Source organism: Paenibacillus sp. Y568 (genome assembly GCF_059445545.1).
This window is the reverse complement of sequence record NZ_JCAIUM010000001.1, coordinates 242,927-261,855: the sequence shown is the minus strand read 5'-3', so window position 1 is coordinate 261,855 and position 18,929 is coordinate 242,927. Positions and strand designations below refer to the sequence as shown.

Below are 18,929 nucleotides of genomic sequence, written 5' to 3'. Positions count from 1 at the left end.
ATGAACATTGACGTGAACGCCATCTTTCAGATTGCGGGGATCGGGATCATCATTGCCATGATTCACACGGTACTTAAACAGATGGGAAAAGAGGATATGGCTCATTGGGTGACGCTCATCGGTTTTGTCGTGGTGCTGTTTATGGTTGTTCGAATGCTCGACACCCTGCTGCAAGAGATCAAATCCATTTTTCTGTTCCAGTAGGAGTCTATCATGGAAATCATTCAAGTCGTTGGATTGGGACTCATTTCTACAATTCTAATTCTAATTATTAAAGAGCAGAAACCGCTGTTTGCTTTTCTAATAGCAGCTTCTACAAGTATTCTAATCTTTCTTTTCCTAATTGGGAAAATGAGTGCAGTTATTACTGAATTAGAACGAATGGCAGAATCAGCAGGTGTTCAGATGATTTATTTGAAGACCATTCTCAAAATTATCGGTATTGCTTATATTGCCGAGTTCGGGTCCCAAATAGTAAGGGATGCTGGCCAGGATAGCATTGCGACCAAGATCGAATTAGCAGGTAAGGTGTTGATTATGGTGCTTGCTATCCCGATCATTGGCATCATCATCGAAACCGTCATGAAGCTTCTGCCAGCCTAAGAAAGTAGGATATTACCATGTTAGGACGACATCGTTATCCAGACGTGAAATATAAATATATATTTATTATCCTCCTAATGTTGATATGGGGAGGCAGTGTTTATGCAGACGCTCCAGCTAACCAACTTATACAACAACAAGCCAGTAATTTACCTACCGATGAGGTGGAGAATTATTGGGATAAGCTGATGAAAGATTACGGTGGATTCTTTCCGGATCAGAAGACACCTTCCTTTATGGATATGTTACTTCCAGGTGGAGAAGGACTTGGAATCAAGAATGTGATGAGTGGGCTAACCTCGTTCTTCTGGCATGAAGTACTCTACAATGGCAAACTCTTAGTAACTATTGTGATGTTAAGTATCTTGAGTCTAATTCTAGAGACACTACAGACAGCATTTGAACGCAATAATGTTAGTAAAGTTGCTTATTCTTTATGCTACATGATCGTTATGGTTATAGCGATTAATAGCTTTTCGGTTGCTATTGGCTATGCCAAAGGGGCAATCGATAGCATGATTGATTTCATGATGGCGATGGTACCCCTCCTATTCTCACTCTTAGCATCTATGGGTAATATCGTCACGGTATCCGTCACGCATCCATTGATTGTCTTTATGATTCATACAGTTGGAGTAATTGTTCGTACTACGGTGTTCCCACTCCTATTCTTCTCGGCCGTATTACACATTGTAAGCTCGTTGTCAGAAAAATATAAACTAACACAAATGGCTAATTTGTTGCAAAAAATCAGTGTGGGTCTACTTGGAATACTACTAACTGTCTTTCTTGGAGTCATTTCAGTTCAAGGAATTACAAGTTCTGTGACCGACGGAGTGACGATTCGTACAGCCAAATATATTTCTGGTAGCTTCATTCCTGTCGTTGGAAAGATGTTCGCAGATGCGACAGATACGGTCATATCTGCTTCATTATTAGTGAAAAATTCGATCGGTCTAGCGGGCGTAATCATTATTTTGTTCCTCTGTGCTTTTCCGGCTATCAAAATATTAACACTTGCACTCATTTATCATGTCGCAGCAGCAGTAATGCAACCACTAGGAGATACACCCATTGTTTCTTGCTTGCAGACGATTGGTAAAAGTATGATCTACGCTTTTGCTGCGATGGCTGTTGTAGGGTTGATGTTCTTCCTAGCCATAACCATTCTACTGATGGCTGGTAATGTAACGGTCATGATGAGGTGACGAAGGAGGCTTTCTATGAGCTGGTTAAACGAATGGATGAGGGAAGTAATTATGGTAGTGCTACTGGCTACTTTTGTAGATCTCATTCTACCCAGTCGTTCGATGGAACGTTATGTCAAGCTGGTACTAAGCCTCCTTATTCTTCTCACATTATTACAACCTATAATTAAACTCTTTACGGATAGGCCTGAAATGAAGTTAAGTGAAGCTTTTCAAACCCAAGACATGAACTCAGCCAATTTCACGAATGGTAAAGAAACGACGTTGCAACAAATTTTGTCGAAAGCAGAGGAATTGAAACATCAGCAATTAAATCAGAGTCTTCAGTGGGCTGGAGAAGAAGTTGCAAGACAAATGAAGCAACAAATTCAAGAGCAGACTGGGACTCGAATTCAAGAAGTTCAGGTTCAGTTAAGTCTTCTTCCTGCTACAAATGAGTATGAACAAGCAACACCGTCCATTGCATCCGTTGAGGTTGTGTTACAGGAAGAACCACAGGATCTTCAAGAACAATGGGATAGCGATGGCAATCCTTCACAACAAATAGCTATAACTCCAATCGCTCCTGTACAGGTTGAAGTAAAAGTAGAGCCAGTGGAGACCAAAGGTAAATCATCAGAAGATAGTAACTCGGATAAAAGTTCCAACGCAACGCTGGCTTCCAACGACGAAAAAACAGCAGACATCGTAAAGTTACTTAGTAAACAGTGGAATATACATTCTGAGCAAATCCAGATTATTGGAAATGCGGAAGACAGCAAAATGTAAAGGGGGTGACTGAAATTGGGGAACTGGTTTAAGAGATTAGAGCAGTGGATTGGTGGAGGAAATGGTGGGGCCAAAAAAATATCTGTCTTTCGTTGGCTCATTATTCTTGGGCTAGTGGGAGTAGCCATTGTGTTATTTAGTTCCTTTGTCAATGTGAAGAAAGTTGATAATGAGAATATAGGAAGAGAGCCACCAACGAATACTCCAACCCAGGAAACTTTCCAAAACACATCCGCTCAACCAGATACATTCGGCAGTATTGAAGAGGTGTTTGAGAACAATATTAAAGGGATTTTGGAGAAAATAGTGGGTGTAGGCACGGTTGATGTGTTGGTTACAGTAGACTCAACAGAAGAAATAGTCATCCAACGAAACGTTAAAGATTCCCAACAAAACTCAGAAGAAAGCGATGCTAACGGAGGTAAACGGACTACGACTCAATACACCCGTGATGGTGAAATCGTAACCTATGATTCATCAGGTAGTGAGACACCGATCATAACGAAAAAGGTCAAACCTCAAATTCGAGGCGTACTAATTGTAGCCAAAGGGGCAGAGAATCAGGTGGTTCGAAACCTTGTGATAGATGCAATAGCTAAAGGTTTAAATGTACCAAGTTATAGAATTTCAGTTGTTCCACGCAAACAGGAATAATATTCCACTATTTTATGAGAATACGAAGGAGGAAATTAGGAATGAATAATAAAAGACAAACCATTTGGTTAGTGTCCATGTTGAGTTTGATGGTCGTACTTTCGGCATATTACCTTTTTACAGAGGATTCAGGTACCTCTAAAATTCCTGTAGCAGATAGTCAGCAGGTTGTTGATCAAAAGACAGGTGACAATAATGAGGCTATTGTGTCAGAAGTGAAAGTGGATGGCGAGACGACAGATCTTACAGCTACAGCAGATACAACCGATACGAAGAATACTGCAAAAGAAACGGATACAACTACTGTAGTTACCGACACAGCAACAAAGGACACAGATAAGACGGGATCAGCTACAGATAAGTCGAGCGAGACTGCACAAGCTGAAACAACGCCATCAACTGAACCTAAAAATGATGAAGAGATTCTTAAAGAAGTCGCATCCCAAGCTACTTCCGGTAGAAGTATTCTTGATACGTATCAATTGGAGCGCAAAGAAAGTAGCATGAAGAAAGAAAATGATTTGTATGTGAAATTAAATGAGACGAACACACCTGAAGAAGTGGCGAAAGCCAATGATGATTTGAGAAGTTTAGATGAGAAAGAATCCAAAATCACTGGAATTGAAGAAGAACTTACTAATCAATTTGATGAGGTCGTTGTAAAAGAGGAAAATGATAAGTATAAAGTACTTGTTCTTAGTGAAAAACTTGATGTGAAGCAAGCCGTTTCTATAGTAGAACTTGTCATGAAGGAGCTTAATGTATCTCAAGATAAAGTAAGCGTACAATACGTAGCACCATGATAAACGCTATTTTACGTCATTATTAGACATAGGTGGAAAGAGTCCAGGGGAGTCTGGACTCTTTCCATTTCTGACGGTTGTGATATAATACATATCGGTATGTGTATGCATATCAGTATGTAAAGCGGTTCTGAAAGTTGAAGGAGTGAATTGACAATGTTTAAGTTGAGTGAGATTAAGGAATTGATCAAGTTAGTAGACCAATCAACTGTTCAAGAGTTGGAAATTGAAATGGAGGGCACTCGCGTATCCATTCGTAAACCTGGGAAACCGGAAGTTGCACAATTCCAACAATCTATCCCACAAGCATATCCAATGGCACCATTACAGGTTCAACCAGTGCTGCAATCGACAAATCAGGGGTCTGATCTAGGTTCGACGACTAATCAGTCGGCATCTGCGGATTCATCATCATTACATAAAATTGTTTCCCCTATGGTGGGGACTTTCTACAGATCGGCTTCTCCTGATGACGCTCCATTTGTAAGTAGTGGAGATAAAATAGACTCGAAGTCGACGGTGTGTATCATAGAAGCTATGAAGTTAATGAATGAATTGGAAGCGGAAGTTAAGGGGCAGATTGTAGAAGTACTAGTTGAGAACGGGCAACTGGTAGATTACGGTCAACCTTTATTCTTGGTGCGACCTGAGTAAGACAATGAATACAACATCAAGAAGCTTACGAAGAGAGTTTTCCTGCGGAAAACTTTGAGTTAATGCTTACGAAGAGAGTTTTCCTGCGGAAAACTTTGAGGAGGATGATACCAGCAATGAAATTTCACAAAGTGCTCATTGCGAACCGAGGAGAAATCGCGGTTCGTATTATCCGGGCCTGTCGAGAACTTGACATATCAACCGTAGCAGTCTATTCAGAGGCAGATAAGGAATCCTTACATGTTCGTCTAGCCGATGAAGCATATTGTATTGGACCCACATTATCCAAAGATAGCTACCTGAATGTTACTAATATTATGAGTGTCGCCACACTAACGGGGTGTGATGCGATTCACCCAGGGTATGGATTTTTAGCTGAGAATGCAGATTTCGCTGAAATCTGTGAATCATGCAACATTACTTTTATCGGCCCTTCTGCAGATGCGATTACAAGAATGGGTGATAAAGCTGTTGCTAAATTGACTATGATAGAGGCAGGTGTGCCTGTAATACCTGGTTCTGATGGTCTTATTGATAGTCTTGAAGAAGCTATTATTCTCGGCCGCGATATTGGATATCCACTCATTATCAAAGCAACCGCTGGTGGTGGAGGTAAAGGGATTCGTATTGCGGACGATGAAGAGTCATTAATTAAACAAATAACTGCAGCGCAACAGGAAGCTCAGAAGGCTTTTGGCAATGCAGGTGTATATTTAGAGAAATATCTAACAGGAATGAAACACGTTGAAATCCAGATTATTGCTGACAATTATGGTCATGTGGTTCATTTGGGAGAACGTGATTGTTCCGTACAACGACGTAGACAAAAGTTGATAGAAGAAGCACCGTGTCCTGTACTTTCTTCGGAAATTCGGGAGCGTATGGGTGAAGCAGCTATACGTGCAGCCAAATCAGTGAATTACTCCGGAGCGGGAACACTTGAATTTCTGCTTGGATCTGACGGTCAATTCTATTTCATGGAGATGAATACACGTATTCAGGTAGAACATCCAGTAACGGAATTAGTGACAGGTGTAGATCTCATTAAGGAAATGATTTCAGTAGCTGAGGGCCATTCCCTATCCTTTACCCAAGAAGATATTGTTATAAACGGATGGGCGATTGAATGCCGTATTAATGCAGAAGATCCAGCTAGAAACTTTATGCCTGCACCTGGTAAAATTGTCTTTTATCTACCTCCTGGGGGACCTGGGGTACGGGTCGATAGTGCAGCTTACCAAGGTTACACAATTCCACCGTATTATGATTCTATGATTGCTAAGTTGATTGTATGGGCTCCAACACGGGCTGAGGCGATTGCCAAAATGAAACGTGCGTTATCAGAATTTGCGGTAGAGGGAATTCATACAACGATCCCTTTTCATCAAAAACTACTGAAACATCCTACGTTCATCGAAGGTGATTTCGACATCATGTTCTTAGAAGAAAATGAGATCTAAATTCATGAACCTTTGTTTGTCTTAATGAATCCTAAATGATATAGTATGAATAACAAAATTTACATGCCTAGTTAGTGTATGTAGACAATTATCAAGTATTGAAAAGAACTTACTGAAGGGTGTGAACAGATCACTATGAGTACATTACCGACTGAATATGAACGTACGGATATCGGTGAGATTCAGATTGCTCCTGAAGTTATTGAAGTTATTGCTGGTTTAGCTACAGTTGAAATTAAAGGTGTAGCAGGAATGAGCGGTGGATTCGCAGGTGGAATTGCGGAACTTCTTGGCCGAAAGAATCAATCTAAAGGGGTAAAAGTTGAGGTGGGACAACGCGAAGCAGCTATTGATGTATCTGTCATTGTAGAATATGGCTATCGTCTACCGGAAGTGGCTACTCAAATTCAAAGCAATGTTAAACGTTCGATTGAGAACATGACAGGTCTGACTGTCATTGAAGTAAACGTACACATTCACGATGTTATTTTTAAACAAGTGGATAAGAACGAAGACGTTGATTTCAGCCAACGTGTTAAATAATAGACTACGATAGGCATTCAAACCCCCGACAGTATATGTCGAGGGTTTACTATAATTTAAGGAGGTTGGGTTGTTTCGTGGCTAAAATCCTTGATAGATTCTTGCTATTTATATATAGCTTGAGTATCGCAATTCTCTCTGTAGCTGCCATCCTCCACCTAAGTGGTGTATTACCTTCTAACTGGATTGATGACTCAGATGATCGTATATTCGTCACTGCCATTATTGTGATGTCGATATTATTACTTCTTAGTCTTCGGTTCTTCTACATCTCTATTCGTAGGGATCGGAACAGCATACCATCTATTGATCAGCGAACAGAGTTTGGAGATATTCAAATTTCGGTAGAAACCATTGAGAACTTATGTCTCAAGGCAGCGACTAAAGTTCGGGGAACAAGAGACTTGAAGGCACGTGTTAAAGTGGATCAAGCAGGGATTAACATTGAAATTCGTGCTGTTGTAGACGGTGATTCATCTATCCCTAGTTTATCATCTGATATACAGAAACAAGTTCACGATTATCTGCAAGAAACGACAGGGATCCCGGTATCTGATGTATCGGTCTTTATTGCGAACGTTGCGCAGTCACCAAGCTTTAAGAGTAGAGTGGAATAGAGGTGGATTTCCCGATGCTTTGGAAAGAGATGTGGGAGAGTCACAGAGGTCGCATTGTCGGTAGTATAGCAGGGGTTTTATTTGGTATAATATATTTGATTTCGGGTTTTTGGGATATGTTGTTCTTTGCATTGGTTGTGTTCATTGGGTACACCTTCGGTAAAAGAAAAGATTTGCATCAAGGTTTCTTGATTCCTATGAGAGAAGCTATGCAATGGTTATCGGAACGTTGGCGCCCTTTTAAATGAACCCTGTGATATGCTTTCTCCGGGAAAAGAGCTGCAGCTTCACCAGGCCCAATTTTTGGAGGAAGTTTTCCGGGGTTTTTTTTGTGAATATTAAGAAAGTATAAGTTTCACGTTATACTTTGTTAATATTTCACGAAGAAGCACATGTATGGCCTGAAAATGACAACATGGTTAGGTTCTGTTATGAGATAAATGAACGCAATACAAGATAATTCAGGAGGAACGGATAATTATGAAAAGACGTGTAGCGAGAGAAATCGTGGTACAAAGCTTGTATCAAATGGAAATGAACTTAGTTGAAAGTGAAGAAGCTATATCAATCCTATTAGAGGAAGCTTCTGAAGAGAATGAGACAGAAAGAGTTATCAAAGATGAACTCAAGTTAAAGGAATACGTTCTTGAACTTGTGAATGGGACATGGAACAATAAAGTAGCTATCGATGAATTGTTAGGTCATTATCTCGTTGGGTGGCAAATTAGTCGCTTATCCCGTGTGGATCGTCAAGTATTACGCCTAGCAACTTATGAAATGGTATATCAAGAAGACGTACCGGCAAAAGTTGTTGTCAATGAAGCCATTGATCTTGCAAAACATTTCGGTACAGAAGATTCAGGTAAATTCGTAAATGGAGTTCTTGGAAAAATGATTGGTGATTTAGATGAATTGAAAGAAAAGCGCTCATAAAATTCTTTGTAAATTATACAACATAAGGGGAGAGTATGATGACAGCAACGATTATAAGCGGTAAACAAGTATCGGGTGAAATCCGTGGTTTCTTAGCAGAAGAGGTACAGGAACTTGCAAGTAAAGGCGTTGTTCCAGGACTTGCTGTCGTATTGGTAGGGGAAGATCCTGCCTCTCAAGTCTATGTTCGGAATAAAGAGAAGGCTTGTCATGATCTAGGTTATTATTCTGAAGTACATCGTTTATCGGAGATGACTACACAAGAAGAGTTGTTAACATTAGTGGAGAAGCTTAATCTTCAAGATAATATTAATGGAATACTTGTACAACTCCCTCTTCCGGGGCATATTGAAGAGAAAGCTGTCATTAATGCAATCTCTGTGGAGAAAGACGTGGATGGTTTCCATCCAGTCAACGTAGGTAATCTGGTGATCGGCGATGATAGCCTCCTTCCTTGTACACCAGCGGGTGTTATTGAACTCATCAAGCGTGCTGGAATTGAAATGTCAGGCAAACATGCCGTGGTTATTGGTAGAAGTAACATTGTTGGCAAGCCGGTATCATTGTTACTTCAAAGAGAAAATGCAACCGTGACGATGTGTCACTCTCGTACAGCTAACATGGCTGAGATTGCGAGACAAGGGGATATCCTAGTGGTAGCCATTGGACGAGCTAATTTTATAGATGCGAGTTATGTGAAGCCTGGAGCAGTTGTTATTGATGTTGGTATGAATAGACTGGCTAATGGTAAACTAGCGGGTGACGTTGATTTTGAAAGTGTTAAAGAAGTGTCAGGACCGATTACGCCCGTTCCAGGAGGCGTTGGTCCAATGACGATTACTATGCTGATGCAGAATACGTTGATTGCCACCAAACGGCATCACGGATTGTCATAAAGGGGCTTCTTATGGACCAGCAGAATGTCTTATCCATTAAAGATCTGAACAAATACATCCGAATGAAGCTGGATTCGGATTCATTATTGTCTGATGTATGGATTCGTGGGGAAATTTCTAATTTTACTCACCATTCCAGTGGACATATGTATTTCACATTAAAAGATGAGAGTAGCCGTATTCGGGCTATTATGTTCGGATCTCACAATCAAAAATTACCTTTCATCCCGAAGGAAGGTTCGCGGGTTATCGCTAGAGGAAATGTTACTGTCTATGAACGTGATGGACAGTACCAATTCTATGCGACTCATATGCAACCTGATGGGATAGGTAGTTTGTATCTAGCATTTGAACAACTGAAGAAAAAGTTGGAGACAGAAGGGTTATTTGCATCTGATCGAAAAAGGATAACACCTACTTATCCTAAGACCATCGGTGTTATTACATCTCCTACGGGCGCAGCTGTTAGAGATATTATTATTACGTTGAAGCGGCGTTATCCTCAAGCGAATATTGTCCTATATCCAGTGCTGGTGCAGGGTAAAGGTGCTGCACCTTCTATTGTAAAAGCAATTGAAGCGTTGAATAGCATGGGAGAAGCTGATGTAATCATTGTTGGCAGAGGCGGGGGCTCATTAGAAGAACTATGGGCTTTCAATGAGGAAATGGTTGCAAGGGCTATTTTCAAATCCTCGATTCCTATTATCTCAGCTGTTGGCCATGAGACTGATTTCACGATTGCAGATTTCGTAGCAGATCTTAGAGCAGCAACCCCTACGGCAGCAGCGGAGCTAGCCGTGCCCCAAATAGAGGAAATTAAGGCGACTCTTCAGCTTAGAGAGCGTCAGTTACGCCATGCATTGAAGCAACGAGTGCAACAGGGACGTGAGCGTCTTGCTGCGTTACAACGTTCACCTGTTTTGGTTCATCCACGTAGAACATTACAAGAACACACAGAGCGTCTTGATCGGCTTCAGCAACAACTTACACGATCGATTCGTTCTGGTGTCAAACTTAACAAAGAACAAAAATCTCGCATACACCATAGCCTGTTACGATTTAATCCAACAGAGCAAGTATCCTCTGCTAAAAAGAACAGAGAGAAAAGTCAGCGCCAGCTTAACCAAGCGATGATCTCTATTTTAAAGGGGCACCAGACACAGCTAGGTTCTGCAATCAGGCAGTTGGATGCTCTTAGTCCATTGAAAGTTATGTCTAGGGGTTATAGTCTCGTTTATGACGAACAGGAAAAACGCTTAATTAAATCAATAAGTGATGTTCAGCTTGGTGATTTGGTGAAAATAAGAGTTAATGATGGTCAATTCGATTGTCAGGTTTGGGCAATGAAGGAGGATGAGCAAAGTCATGGCGAAGGTCACTGAGCTTAATTTTGAACAAGCAATGAGCCAATTGGAAGAGATTGTTGACGAGCTTGAGCATGGGGATGTTCCTTTGGAGAAGGCGATAGAATTATTTCAAAAAGGAATGGGTCTCTCCCAGTTATGTAGTCAGAAGTTGGAACAGGTAGAGCGTAAAATTGAAATGATTGTGGAGGAAGATGGCGAGCTTCGTAAAAAACCATTTGGTTCTTCACTCGATTCAGAAAGTGGTGAATCTCTTGAATAATCAACCTCCATTAAAAGATTACATTGATGATATAGCAGATTTGATGACAACATCCTTGTTGGATATTTTCCCTTCCACCTGGGATGTGCCTTCAAATTTAAAGGAATCCATGACATATTCCCTTCTTGCAGGTGGTAAACGTTTACGGCCACTCTTGGTCATTACAGCTTGTGAAGCACTCGGAGGGCAACGTGAAGCTGCGATAGAAGCAGCCTGTTCGGTCGAAATGGTTCATACGTATTCACTGATCCATGACGATCTTCCAGCAATGGACAATGATGATTATCGCCGTGGTAAGTTGACGAATCATAAGGTATACGGTGAAGCTATGGCCATTCTTGCAGGGGATGGGCTACTTACACATGCTTTTTTTAATTTAGCGCAGATTTCACGTAAACATGGTATACCTACCGATCGTGTGCTCGCTATCGTGGAAGATCTGGCTGAAATGGCGGGACCTAGAGGAATGGTTGGCGGACAAGTTGCGGATATGGAAGGCGAGCAGGGACTTACGGGTCTTGCCCAACTGGAATATATACATACCCACAAGACCAGCGATCTCATTATATTCTCTCTTATTGCAGGTGGACGAATTGCTGGCACGGACGAAGCTAAGATTACAGCACTTCGTACATTTGGTCATCATCTTGGACTTGCTTTCCAGATTCAAGATGACATCCTTGATCTCATTGGAGATGAGGCTAAACTTGGCAAGAAGACGCAAAGTGACGTCAAACAAGATAAAGTAACGTATCCCTATTTTATTGGCCTTGAAGAATCGAAGATGGAAGTGGCAAGGCTGACTGAGAAAGCTAAGAATACGATTATCGAGGCAGGATTTCCTTATCCTGAACGTCTTTTAGAGATTGCCGATTATTTGGTTAACCGAGATCATTAAAAATAGTGAGTTTTATTAGTAAGGTTCATTTGTGATATAATGAGCGGAAAGATTCCCAAGTACGTAACATTAACAAATCCTATAGAAGAAAAGTGGGGAGATTTAAGTGAAGCTTCCACAAATGAATGAGCCTCAACAATTGAAAAAACTATCCGTTGACGAACTGGCTTCTCTAGCGACTGAAATTCGTCAGTTTCTGATTGAGAAATTGTCTGTAACGGGAGGGCATTTAGCATCGAATTTGGGAGTGGTTGAACTTACACTTGCCCTACACTACTGTTACAATAGCCCAACAGATAAATTTATATTTGATGTAGGTCATCAAGCTTATGTTCATAAAATCCTGACAGGTCGTATGGATCGATTCGATACTTTACGTAAATATAATGGTTTGTGTGGATTCGTTAAGAGAGCAGAAAGTGAACATGATGTCTGGGAAGCTGGACATAGTAGCACCTCTTTATCTGCGGCGATGGGAATGGCTCTTGCCAGAGATCTTAAAGGCGAAGATAACAAGGTTGTTGCTGTCATTGGAGATGGTGCCTTAACGGGTGGTATGGCATTTGAAGCACTGAATCATATTGGTCATGAACAGAAGAAGTTGATGGTCGTTCTTAATGACAATGAGATGTCCATCGCTCCCAATGTAGGGGCTATGCACAATTACTTACTTAAGTTACGTTCAGATCGTCACTATTTACGAGCAAAAGATGAAGTTGAAGGTATGCTCAAAAAAATCCCAGCTATTGGTGGTAAGCTCGCCAAGACAGTTGAGAAATTAAAGGATAGCCTTAAATATATGGTTGTACCAGGCATTCTTTTTGAGGAATTAGGCTTTACTTATCTTGGTCCAGTAGATGGACATGACTTGGAGAAACTAATCGATGCATTTCATCAAGCGGATAATGTAGACGGCCCTGTGTTTGTTCATATCCTTACAACAAAGGGTAAAGGCTACACACCAGCGGAAGCGGATTCCTATAAATGGCATGGTATTAGCCCATATAAGATTGAATCAGGTCAAGTGTTGAAATCAGTAGGAAATCCAATGTATACAGATGTGTTTGCACAAACATTAATTGAGCTTGGAGAACGTGATTCAAGAGTTGTAGCTGTCACACCAGCAATGCCAGGAGGATCCGGACTAATTCCATTTGGTAAGAGATTTCCAGATCGTATGATTGATGTGGGGATTGCTGAACAACATGCTGCAACAATGTGTGCTGCATTAGCGATGGAAGGTATGAAGCCTGTATTTGCAGTGTACTCTACCTTTATGCAACGGGCATATGATCAGATTGTTCACGATATTTGCCGTCATAACGCCAACGTCATGTTTGCGATTGATCGTGCTGGATATGTGGGAGCAGATGGAGAAACACATCAAGGGGTATACGACATTGCCTTTATGCGCCATATTCCAAATATGGTATTAATGATGCCTAAAGATGAAAATGAGCTCCGTCATATGATGTTGACAGCGTTAGAATATAATGAGGGTCCTATTGCTTATCGTTATCCGCGTATAAACGGTCTTGGTGTGGATCTGGATGAAACGTTAGTACCTATTCCAATTGGGACATGGGAAACGGTTCGTGAAGGCGAGGGTTATGCAGTCCTTGCTGTTGGACCTATGGTTCAAATTGCTCTTGAAGCTGCAGAACAGCTGAAACGTGAAGGTATACAACTGCAAGTTGTAAATGCACGCTTCCTTAAGCCTGTGGATGGAGATATGCTACGGTCTCTTGCGCTTTCAAAAAAGAATATGATCGTATTAGAAGAAGCAAGTGAAGCGGGTAGCTTAGGCAGCGCTGTTCTTGAGTTCTATGCAAGTGAACACATATTTGATACGAAGGTATCTATTATGGGTGTTCCCGATCGATTTATTGAACATGGAAGTATTAAGGAACAACGCGAAGAAACAAACTTAACGGTTAATGCAGTATGTGAGGAGATTCATAAACTCATGGCTCTTCAACCTTTCGAATATGGTAAAAGAGGCTTTACGTCTTAAGACGTAAAAGACAGAATCAGGTGAATATATGGAAAAAGAGCGTATCGATGTTCTTCTTGTAGAGCAAGGGTTATATGATAGTCGTGAAAAGGCGAAGGCAGCGATTATGGCTGGACTTGTTTTTGCTGCAGAAGAACGAATTGAGAAACCAGGAATGAAAGTTCCAAGAGATGCTGAGATTAGAGTTAAAGGTGCCGTTCATCCTTATGTAAGCCGCGGGGGGCTGAAGTTAAAGAAGGCCCTCGACAGTTTTGGAATTGATCTTCAAGATGCGGTAATGCTGGATATTGGTTCTTCAACAGGCGGGTTTACAGACTGCGCATTAAAGCATGGAGCTAAATACGTATATGCCATTGATGTGGGAACCAATCAATTAGATTGGTCTCTTCGAAGCGATGATCGGGTATGCGTTATGGAAAAGACTAACTTTCGATATATGACACCCGATGATTTAAAAGGGGACATTCCGAATTTCGCAAGCATAGATGTCTCATTCATATCACTACGAATCATATTACCACCTCTAATGGCATTATTAAGTCAGCCCGCAAACATTGTGGCTTTGATTAAGCCGCAGTTCGAAGCAGGTCGAGATAAAGTAGGTAAGTCAGGTGTAATTCGTGATTCTGCAGTGCATCGTGAAGTACTAGAGACGGTTCTTACGTTTGCTGAAGAATTAGGCTATCGTCTTCAAGGATTAACTTTTTCTCCTATTACGGGTGGAGAAGGTAATATTGAATTTCTAGCTCATTGGAAGCTAGAGTCTTCTGATCGTGAGGGACTTCTATTGGATAACTTAAGGATGAACAATCTCATCGATGACGTGATCAAAGAAGCAACCCATACGTTTAAAGGGAACTCATCTAAGTAGATGGGTTTCTTTGGTGTAGCCATTTCACTTGAAAAAGGGTTTTTTTAAAGGGTTCACGAATACATCTACGAGGTGATTCGGATGGCGGGACGCGGTGATTTATTCATAATGGCTATAATGGGCATTCTTCTTGTTATAGGTATTTTTTCTCTTATAAAGAAGTGGTTACAGAACCCAGTGATCGGTCGCAGCTTGAATATTCCATTTAGTGATTACATACCTGATCATCCAGCCGTAGATTTGTTGCAAAGTAATGGGTTTGAAGTAGTGGGTGGACGAATTAAGATCCCCCTTTATTTCGAAGTCGATCGAGAAGATTATTATAGTAGGTTATTTATTGATTATGTAGCGACAGATGATGAAGGTGCGATATATCTGGTCAAGACTGCACGGAAGCGGATGCCACAAGAATGGACAGGTAGTTCACTTCGAGATCGTCTATTACCCTATTTCTTACTTTATCCTGATTGTGCAGGAGTATTGTATGTTGATGTGAGTGAACGAGAAATAAGACATATTTACTTCGAATGGGATGAAGAAGAATGGAATGGACATGATGGATAATTATTAACAGTCATAGGAGGCTTTTATGAAAGGACAGCGACACATTAGGATTCGTGATATTATCACGCATCGTGATATTGAAACACAGGATGAATTGGTGGAAGCTTTAAGGGAATCGGGATTTCAAGTTACACAAGCAACCGTATCTCGAGACATTAAAGAATTATTTCTGATTAAAGTACCGACGGATGATGGAAGATATAAATATTCAATTCCGACGGATCAACGATACAATCCAATTCAAAAATTAAAACGAGCACTTGTTGACAACTATGTTCAAATTGATCATACGGGTAACCTTGTGGTTATGAAGTGTCTTCCAGGAACAGCGAATTCTGTGGCCGTCCTGCTGGACAATATGGAATGGAATCAGATTCTGGGTACGATTTGTGGTGACGATACCATTCTAATGATCTGTCGAACAGAAGAAGATAGTCAGTATGTTATTAAGCAAATTCTAGGGTTCATTTCTTAATCTCAGTAAAGAGCCAAAGGTGGGATTATTCATGTTGGTTACGTTATCCATTCGAAATTTAGCCGTAATTGAAGCAATTGACGTTCATTTTTATCCGGGATTTCATGTACTTACTGGGGAGACAGGAGCAGGTAAGTCCATTATTATTGATGCACTAGGTTTGTTGTCAGGTGCTAGAGGCTCTGCTGACCTTATTCGGTATGGATGTGATAAAGCGGAAATTGAGGCTTTATTTGAGCTACAAGAGGGCCATCCAGTGTGGGACATCCTAAGTAAGAACGGTATAGCAGGCGAACATGATGAGCATTTAGTCATTCGTCGTGAAATCACGACTCAAGGGAAAAGTACTTCTCGAATCAATGGCCAACTTGTGAATCTTACGATGCTACGTGAAGTAGGTGAGCAACTGGTAAATATTCATGGCCAACATGAGCATCAGAATTTGCTACGTCCAGAAAAACATTTATATCTTCTAGATACATATGGTGAACACGTGATTGGCCCTTTGAAGCAAAGTTATCAAAGTAAATATTCAGATTTCATTAAAGTAGAGAAGGAACTTCGGGAACTACAGAATTCTAGCCAAAAAGCGTATCAAATGTTGGATTTGTATCGCTTTCAATTGGAGGAAATTGCGACTGCGCAATTAAAACCGGGAGAAGATGAATGGTTATCCAATGAAAGGGTCAAGCTATCCCATAGTGAGAAAATGATGGATGCTGTCACAGGAGCTTATGAGATCCTTAATGGACACAATGGTGTAGCTTCTATTAGCAACGCCATATCGCAGTTAAAAGATGTCATAAATTATGATGAAGATGGTCTTAAGCCTTTACTTGAGCAGTTACAGTCAGCATTTTTTCAACTTGAAGATTCAGCCTTTCAATTAAGGGATTATCGTGAGAACATTGAATTTAATCCTGAACGGTTAGAAGAGGTTGAACAACGTCTGGATTCAATTATTACGCTTCGTCGTAAATATGGCGATAGTGTAGAACAAATTCTTGATTATTACGAGAATATTAAGCAAGAAACGGATTTGTTGGAACATAAAGATGAACGTATAGAAAGTCTTATTCAGATGCGCGATGGCATGCTTGAGAGTGTACTCCGCACAGCCTATGAATTAAGTCAGGCTAGACGACAATGTTCTGTTGAATTGGCAACCCAAGTTGAAAGTGAGCTTAAAGATCTTCAAATGGAACGAACATCCCTCGAAGTTAAACTGGATCTGCTTGAGGATCCACGTGGGTATGAAGTAGAAGGCCACAAGGTGCGATTAACGAAGCAGGGAATGGATAATGTGGAATTTATGATCTCTCCAAATCCGGGAGAACCATTAAGACCCCTTGGCAAAATTGCTTCAGGTGGAGAACTTTCAAGAATTATGCTTGCGATGAAGAGTATATTTGCTCGTCATGATCGCATTCCAGTCCTTATATTTGATGAAGTTGATACAGGTGTCAGCGGTAGAGCTGCTCAATCCATAGCAGAAAAATTATTTAAATTATCTGGGACGTGCCAAGTGTTCTCCATCACTCATTTGCCGCAAGTTGCTTGTATGGCAGATCATCAATATTTGATCGAAAAGAATATTTCGGATGGAAGAACAATGACACAAGTAGAGAATCTGTCTGATCATGGACGGATTGAAGAACTTGCCCGCATGTTGGGTGGAGTTGAAATTACGGAAAAAACCCGACATCATGCCCAAGAGATGCTGAACTTGGCTGAAGCGAGAAAAGCTGTCAGATGAGGGGACGGAGTAATGATTGACAGTAATAAAAGCCTGAGGGCGGGGTTATCTTAAAGGTACGCAATTGGCGACCACCTTTCGTCAAGCGAAAGAAGCAAAAGGGAGTGTGACAGCCATTGAACTCCAATCTCAGGAAGAAATTACTAGGTGTATTAACTGCCTTCTTTCTGTGTTTCCTTGGTACAAGTGAAACCGTTCAGAGTTATGCAGCATTACCCAATGACGTAAGACTTTTTACCGGTGATTCATCCATGCTTCAACTGGCAGTTCCCGTTAACGCTCAGGTATCCGTGGACCGACCCGATGTTCTGCAATTGAACGGATCGGTACGTCCAACGTTACAAGTGTCTCCGGGCCATCCTTTACAGCTTAGCTCAAAACAAATTGGCAATGCACGTCTTACCCTGAAATTATTCGGAACGATTCCTATTAAAACGGTACGAATTCAGGTTGTTCCAGGATTAAAAGTAATACCTGGTGGTCAGACCATTGGTGTCAAGGTGAAATCAGCCGGTATTTTGGTAGTAGGGCATCATTTAGTTAATGTCAGTAAAGACAATCGAGTATCCCCTGGTGAGAATGCTGGTATTCAGTTGGGTGATTTAATGACACATATGGATGGTGTTCCCCTAACGGATATTAGTAAAGTGGCTAACATGGTTGATGAAGCTGGGTTGAAAAAGAAAAATCTTGAAATTTCCTTTAAAAGAGGAGATAAAACGTTAACAACGAAGTTAACACCTGCCTACGACGAGGAAGATAAAGCTTGGCGCCTTGGTCTATATATTCGTGATTCTGCTGCGGGTGTAGGAACGCTAACCTTCTATGCTCCCGATCAGGGCGTGTATGGTGCACTTGGACATGTTATTACAGATATGAATACACAGACCCCTATCGTCGTTGGAAGTGGCGAAATTGTACAATCTAATGTAACCTCCATTTCCAAAAGCCAAGATGGGGAACCTGGTGAGAAAAGAGCTCATTTCCTGAAAGAAAGCCACATTTTAGGTAGTATTGTAAGCAATACGCATTTCGGCATTTTTGGTAAAATGACGCAGAACCCCGAGCATAGTCTATATAAAGAACCCATTCCTGTTGCATTTGCTGAAGAAGTAAAAGAGGGTCCTGCAGAAATATTGACGGTAGTTGATGGCCAGCAAGTAGAACGTTTCAAAGTAGATATTGTTCATGTTGCACGTCAAGATGCACCTGCTACAAAAGGTCTCGTATTAAAGATCACGGATCCGAAGCTGATTAGTAAAACTGGTGGTATTGTTCAAGGTATGAGTGGAAGTCCTATCGTCCAGAATGGCAAGCTTATTGGTGCTGTTACCCATGTCTTTGTGAATGATCCTAAATCAGGTTATGGCTGTTTCATCGAATGGATGCTTCAAGATTCGGGTGTTATGCAAAAAAATAAAAATCAACAAACAGATCTTAAGGCGAGTTAGCCTTAGGGTTTTTTTGTCATAAATGAGCGAATGAGGTCTATATGTGTAATAAATATTTAATTATAAATCAAGTCAATAAAAAAATAAACAAAAATAATATTCGACAGGAGGAATTGGAATTTGGATGTCGAAAGT

At 40.9% G+C, this 18,929-nt stretch carries 22 protein-coding genes; all 22 read left to right on the top strand.

Going from position 1 to position 18,929, the window contains the following annotated elements; all coding sequences use genetic code 11:
* The 22 genes from spoIIIAC (at position 1) to spoIVB (ending at position 18,794) form a co-directional block, all read left to right on the top strand.
* Entirely contained in the window at positions 1 to 204 is a 204-nt protein-coding gene (gene spoIIIAC / locus AC1D7X_RS01320; protein WP_044876328.1) for a stage III sporulation protein AC, read from the top strand.
* Between the two features lie 9 nt (positions 205 to 213).
* The gene (gene spoIIIAD, locus AC1D7X_RS01315) at positions 214 to 603 is read left to right on the top strand and encodes a stage III sporulation protein AD (protein ID WP_495454416.1); all 390 of its coding nucleotides are present in this window, start codon (positions 214 to 216) and stop codon (positions 601 to 603) included.
* Between the two features lie 17 nt (positions 604 to 620).
* Positions 621 to 1,811 carry a stage III sporulation protein AE gene (spoIIIAE, locus tag AC1D7X_RS01310; protein WP_495454417.1) on the top strand — a complete coding sequence of 397 codons (1,191 nt, stop codon included), beginning with the start codon at positions 621 to 623 and terminating at the stop codon, positions 1,809 to 1,811.
* A 15-nt stretch (positions 1,812 to 1,826) separates the two neighbouring features.
* A complete protein-coding gene (gene spoIIIAF, locus AC1D7X_RS01305) occupies positions 1,827 to 2,579 on the top strand; it encodes a stage III sporulation protein AF (RefSeq protein ID WP_495474501.1) in 753 nt (250 codons plus the stop codon).
* Positions 2,580 to 2,594: 15 nt separating this feature from the next.
* Positions 2,595 to 3,233 (top strand): stage III sporulation protein AG, encoded by a 639-nt coding sequence (gene spoIIIAG, locus AC1D7X_RS01300; RefSeq protein WP_495474500.1) that lies wholly within the window; start codon positions 2,595 to 2,597, stop codon positions 3,231 to 3,233.
* Between the two features lie 41 nt (positions 3,234 to 3,274).
* Positions 3,275 to 4,036, top strand: coding sequence for a SpoIIIAH-like family protein (locus tag AC1D7X_RS01295; protein WP_495454420.1), 762 nt, complete (start codon positions 3,275 to 3,277; stop codon positions 4,034 to 4,036).
* Between the two features lie 156 nt (positions 4,037 to 4,192).
* Positions 4,193 to 4,690: an acetyl-CoA carboxylase biotin carboxyl carrier protein gene (gene accB / locus AC1D7X_RS01290; protein ID WP_495454421.1), complete on the top strand. Its 498-nt coding sequence runs from the start codon at positions 4,193 to 4,195 to the stop codon at positions 4,688 to 4,690.
* A 116-nt stretch (positions 4,691 to 4,806) separates the two neighbouring features.
* Positions 4,807 to 6,150 carry an acetyl-CoA carboxylase biotin carboxylase subunit gene (accC, locus tag AC1D7X_RS01285; RefSeq protein ID WP_495454422.1) on the top strand — a complete coding sequence of 448 codons (1,344 nt, stop codon included), beginning with the start codon at positions 4,807 to 4,809 and terminating at the stop codon, positions 6,148 to 6,150.
* 135 nt (positions 6,151 to 6,285) lie between these two features.
* Entirely contained in the window at positions 6,286 to 6,693 is a 408-nt protein-coding gene (locus tag AC1D7X_RS01280) for an Asp23/Gls24 family envelope stress response protein (protein WP_495454423.1), read from the top strand.
* Between the two features lie 77 nt (positions 6,694 to 6,770).
* Positions 6,771 to 7,310: an alkaline shock response membrane anchor protein AmaP gene (gene amaP, locus AC1D7X_RS01275; RefSeq protein WP_495454424.1), complete on the top strand. Its 540-nt coding sequence runs from the start codon at positions 6,771 to 6,773 to the stop codon at positions 7,308 to 7,310.
* Positions 7,311 to 7,324: 14 nt separating this feature from the next.
* Complete coding sequence (locus tag AC1D7X_RS01270; protein ID WP_495454425.1) at positions 7,325 to 7,558, top strand: DUF2273 domain-containing protein; 234 nt, start codon at positions 7,325 to 7,327, stop codon at positions 7,556 to 7,558.
* Between the two features lie 232 nt (positions 7,559 to 7,790).
* On the top strand, positions 7,791 to 8,243 hold the full coding sequence (gene nusB / locus AC1D7X_RS01265; protein WP_495454426.1) for a transcription antitermination factor NusB: 453 nt from the start codon (positions 7,791 to 7,793) through the stop codon (positions 8,241 to 8,243).
* Between the two features lie 38 nt (positions 8,244 to 8,281).
* Positions 8,282 to 9,139 (top strand): bifunctional methylenetetrahydrofolate dehydrogenase/methenyltetrahydrofolate cyclohydrolase FolD, encoded by an 858-nt coding sequence (folD, locus tag AC1D7X_RS01260; protein WP_495454427.1) that lies wholly within the window; start codon positions 8,282 to 8,284, stop codon positions 9,137 to 9,139.
* 11 nt (positions 9,140 to 9,150) lie between these two features.
* Positions 9,151 to 10,521, top strand: coding sequence for an exodeoxyribonuclease VII large subunit (xseA, locus tag AC1D7X_RS01255; protein ID WP_495474499.1), 1,371 nt, complete (start codon positions 9,151 to 9,153; stop codon positions 10,519 to 10,521).
* Positions 10,505 to 10,765: an exodeoxyribonuclease VII small subunit gene (gene xseB, locus AC1D7X_RS01250; protein WP_495454429.1), complete on the top strand. Its 261-nt coding sequence runs from the start codon at positions 10,505 to 10,507 to the stop codon at positions 10,763 to 10,765. Before xseA ends, xseB begins: the two co-directional genes overlap by 17 nt.
* 43 nt (positions 10,766 to 10,808) lie before the next feature.
* A complete protein-coding gene (locus tag AC1D7X_RS01245) occupies positions 10,809 to 11,663 on the top strand; it encodes a polyprenyl synthetase family protein (RefSeq protein ID WP_495474622.1) in 855 nt (284 codons plus the stop codon).
* Positions 11,664 to 11,784: 121 nt separating this feature from the next.
* A complete protein-coding gene (gene dxs, locus AC1D7X_RS01240; RefSeq protein ID WP_495454430.1) occupies positions 11,785 to 13,677 on the top strand; it encodes a 1-deoxy-D-xylulose-5-phosphate synthase in 1,893 nt (630 codons plus the stop codon).
* 28 nt (positions 13,678 to 13,705) lie between these two features.
* Positions 13,706 to 14,548, top strand: a complete 843-nt coding sequence (locus tag AC1D7X_RS01235; RefSeq protein WP_495454431.1) for a TlyA family RNA methyltransferase — start codon at positions 13,706 to 13,708, stop codon at positions 14,546 to 14,548.
* 81 nt (positions 14,549 to 14,629) lie between these two features.
* Entirely contained in the window at positions 14,630 to 15,112 is a 483-nt protein-coding gene (locus tag AC1D7X_RS01230; RefSeq protein WP_495474498.1) for a hypothetical protein, read from the top strand.
* A gap of 25 nt (positions 15,113 to 15,137) precedes the next feature.
* Positions 15,138 to 15,587, top strand: a complete 450-nt coding sequence (gene ahrC / locus AC1D7X_RS01225; RefSeq protein ID WP_495454433.1) for a transcriptional regulator AhrC/ArgR — start codon at positions 15,138 to 15,140, stop codon at positions 15,585 to 15,587.
* A 31-nt stretch (positions 15,588 to 15,618) separates the two neighbouring features.
* Positions 15,619 to 17,343 (top strand): DNA repair protein RecN, encoded by a 1,725-nt coding sequence (gene recN / locus AC1D7X_RS01220; RefSeq protein WP_495454434.1) that lies wholly within the window; start codon positions 15,619 to 15,621, stop codon positions 17,341 to 17,343.
* 116 nt (positions 17,344 to 17,459) lie between these two features.
* Complete coding sequence (gene spoIVB, locus AC1D7X_RS01215; RefSeq protein WP_495454435.1) at positions 17,460 to 18,794, top strand: SpoIVB peptidase; 1,335 nt, start codon at positions 17,460 to 17,462, stop codon at positions 18,792 to 18,794.
* Positions 18,795 to 18,929: the final 135 nt, after the last annotated feature.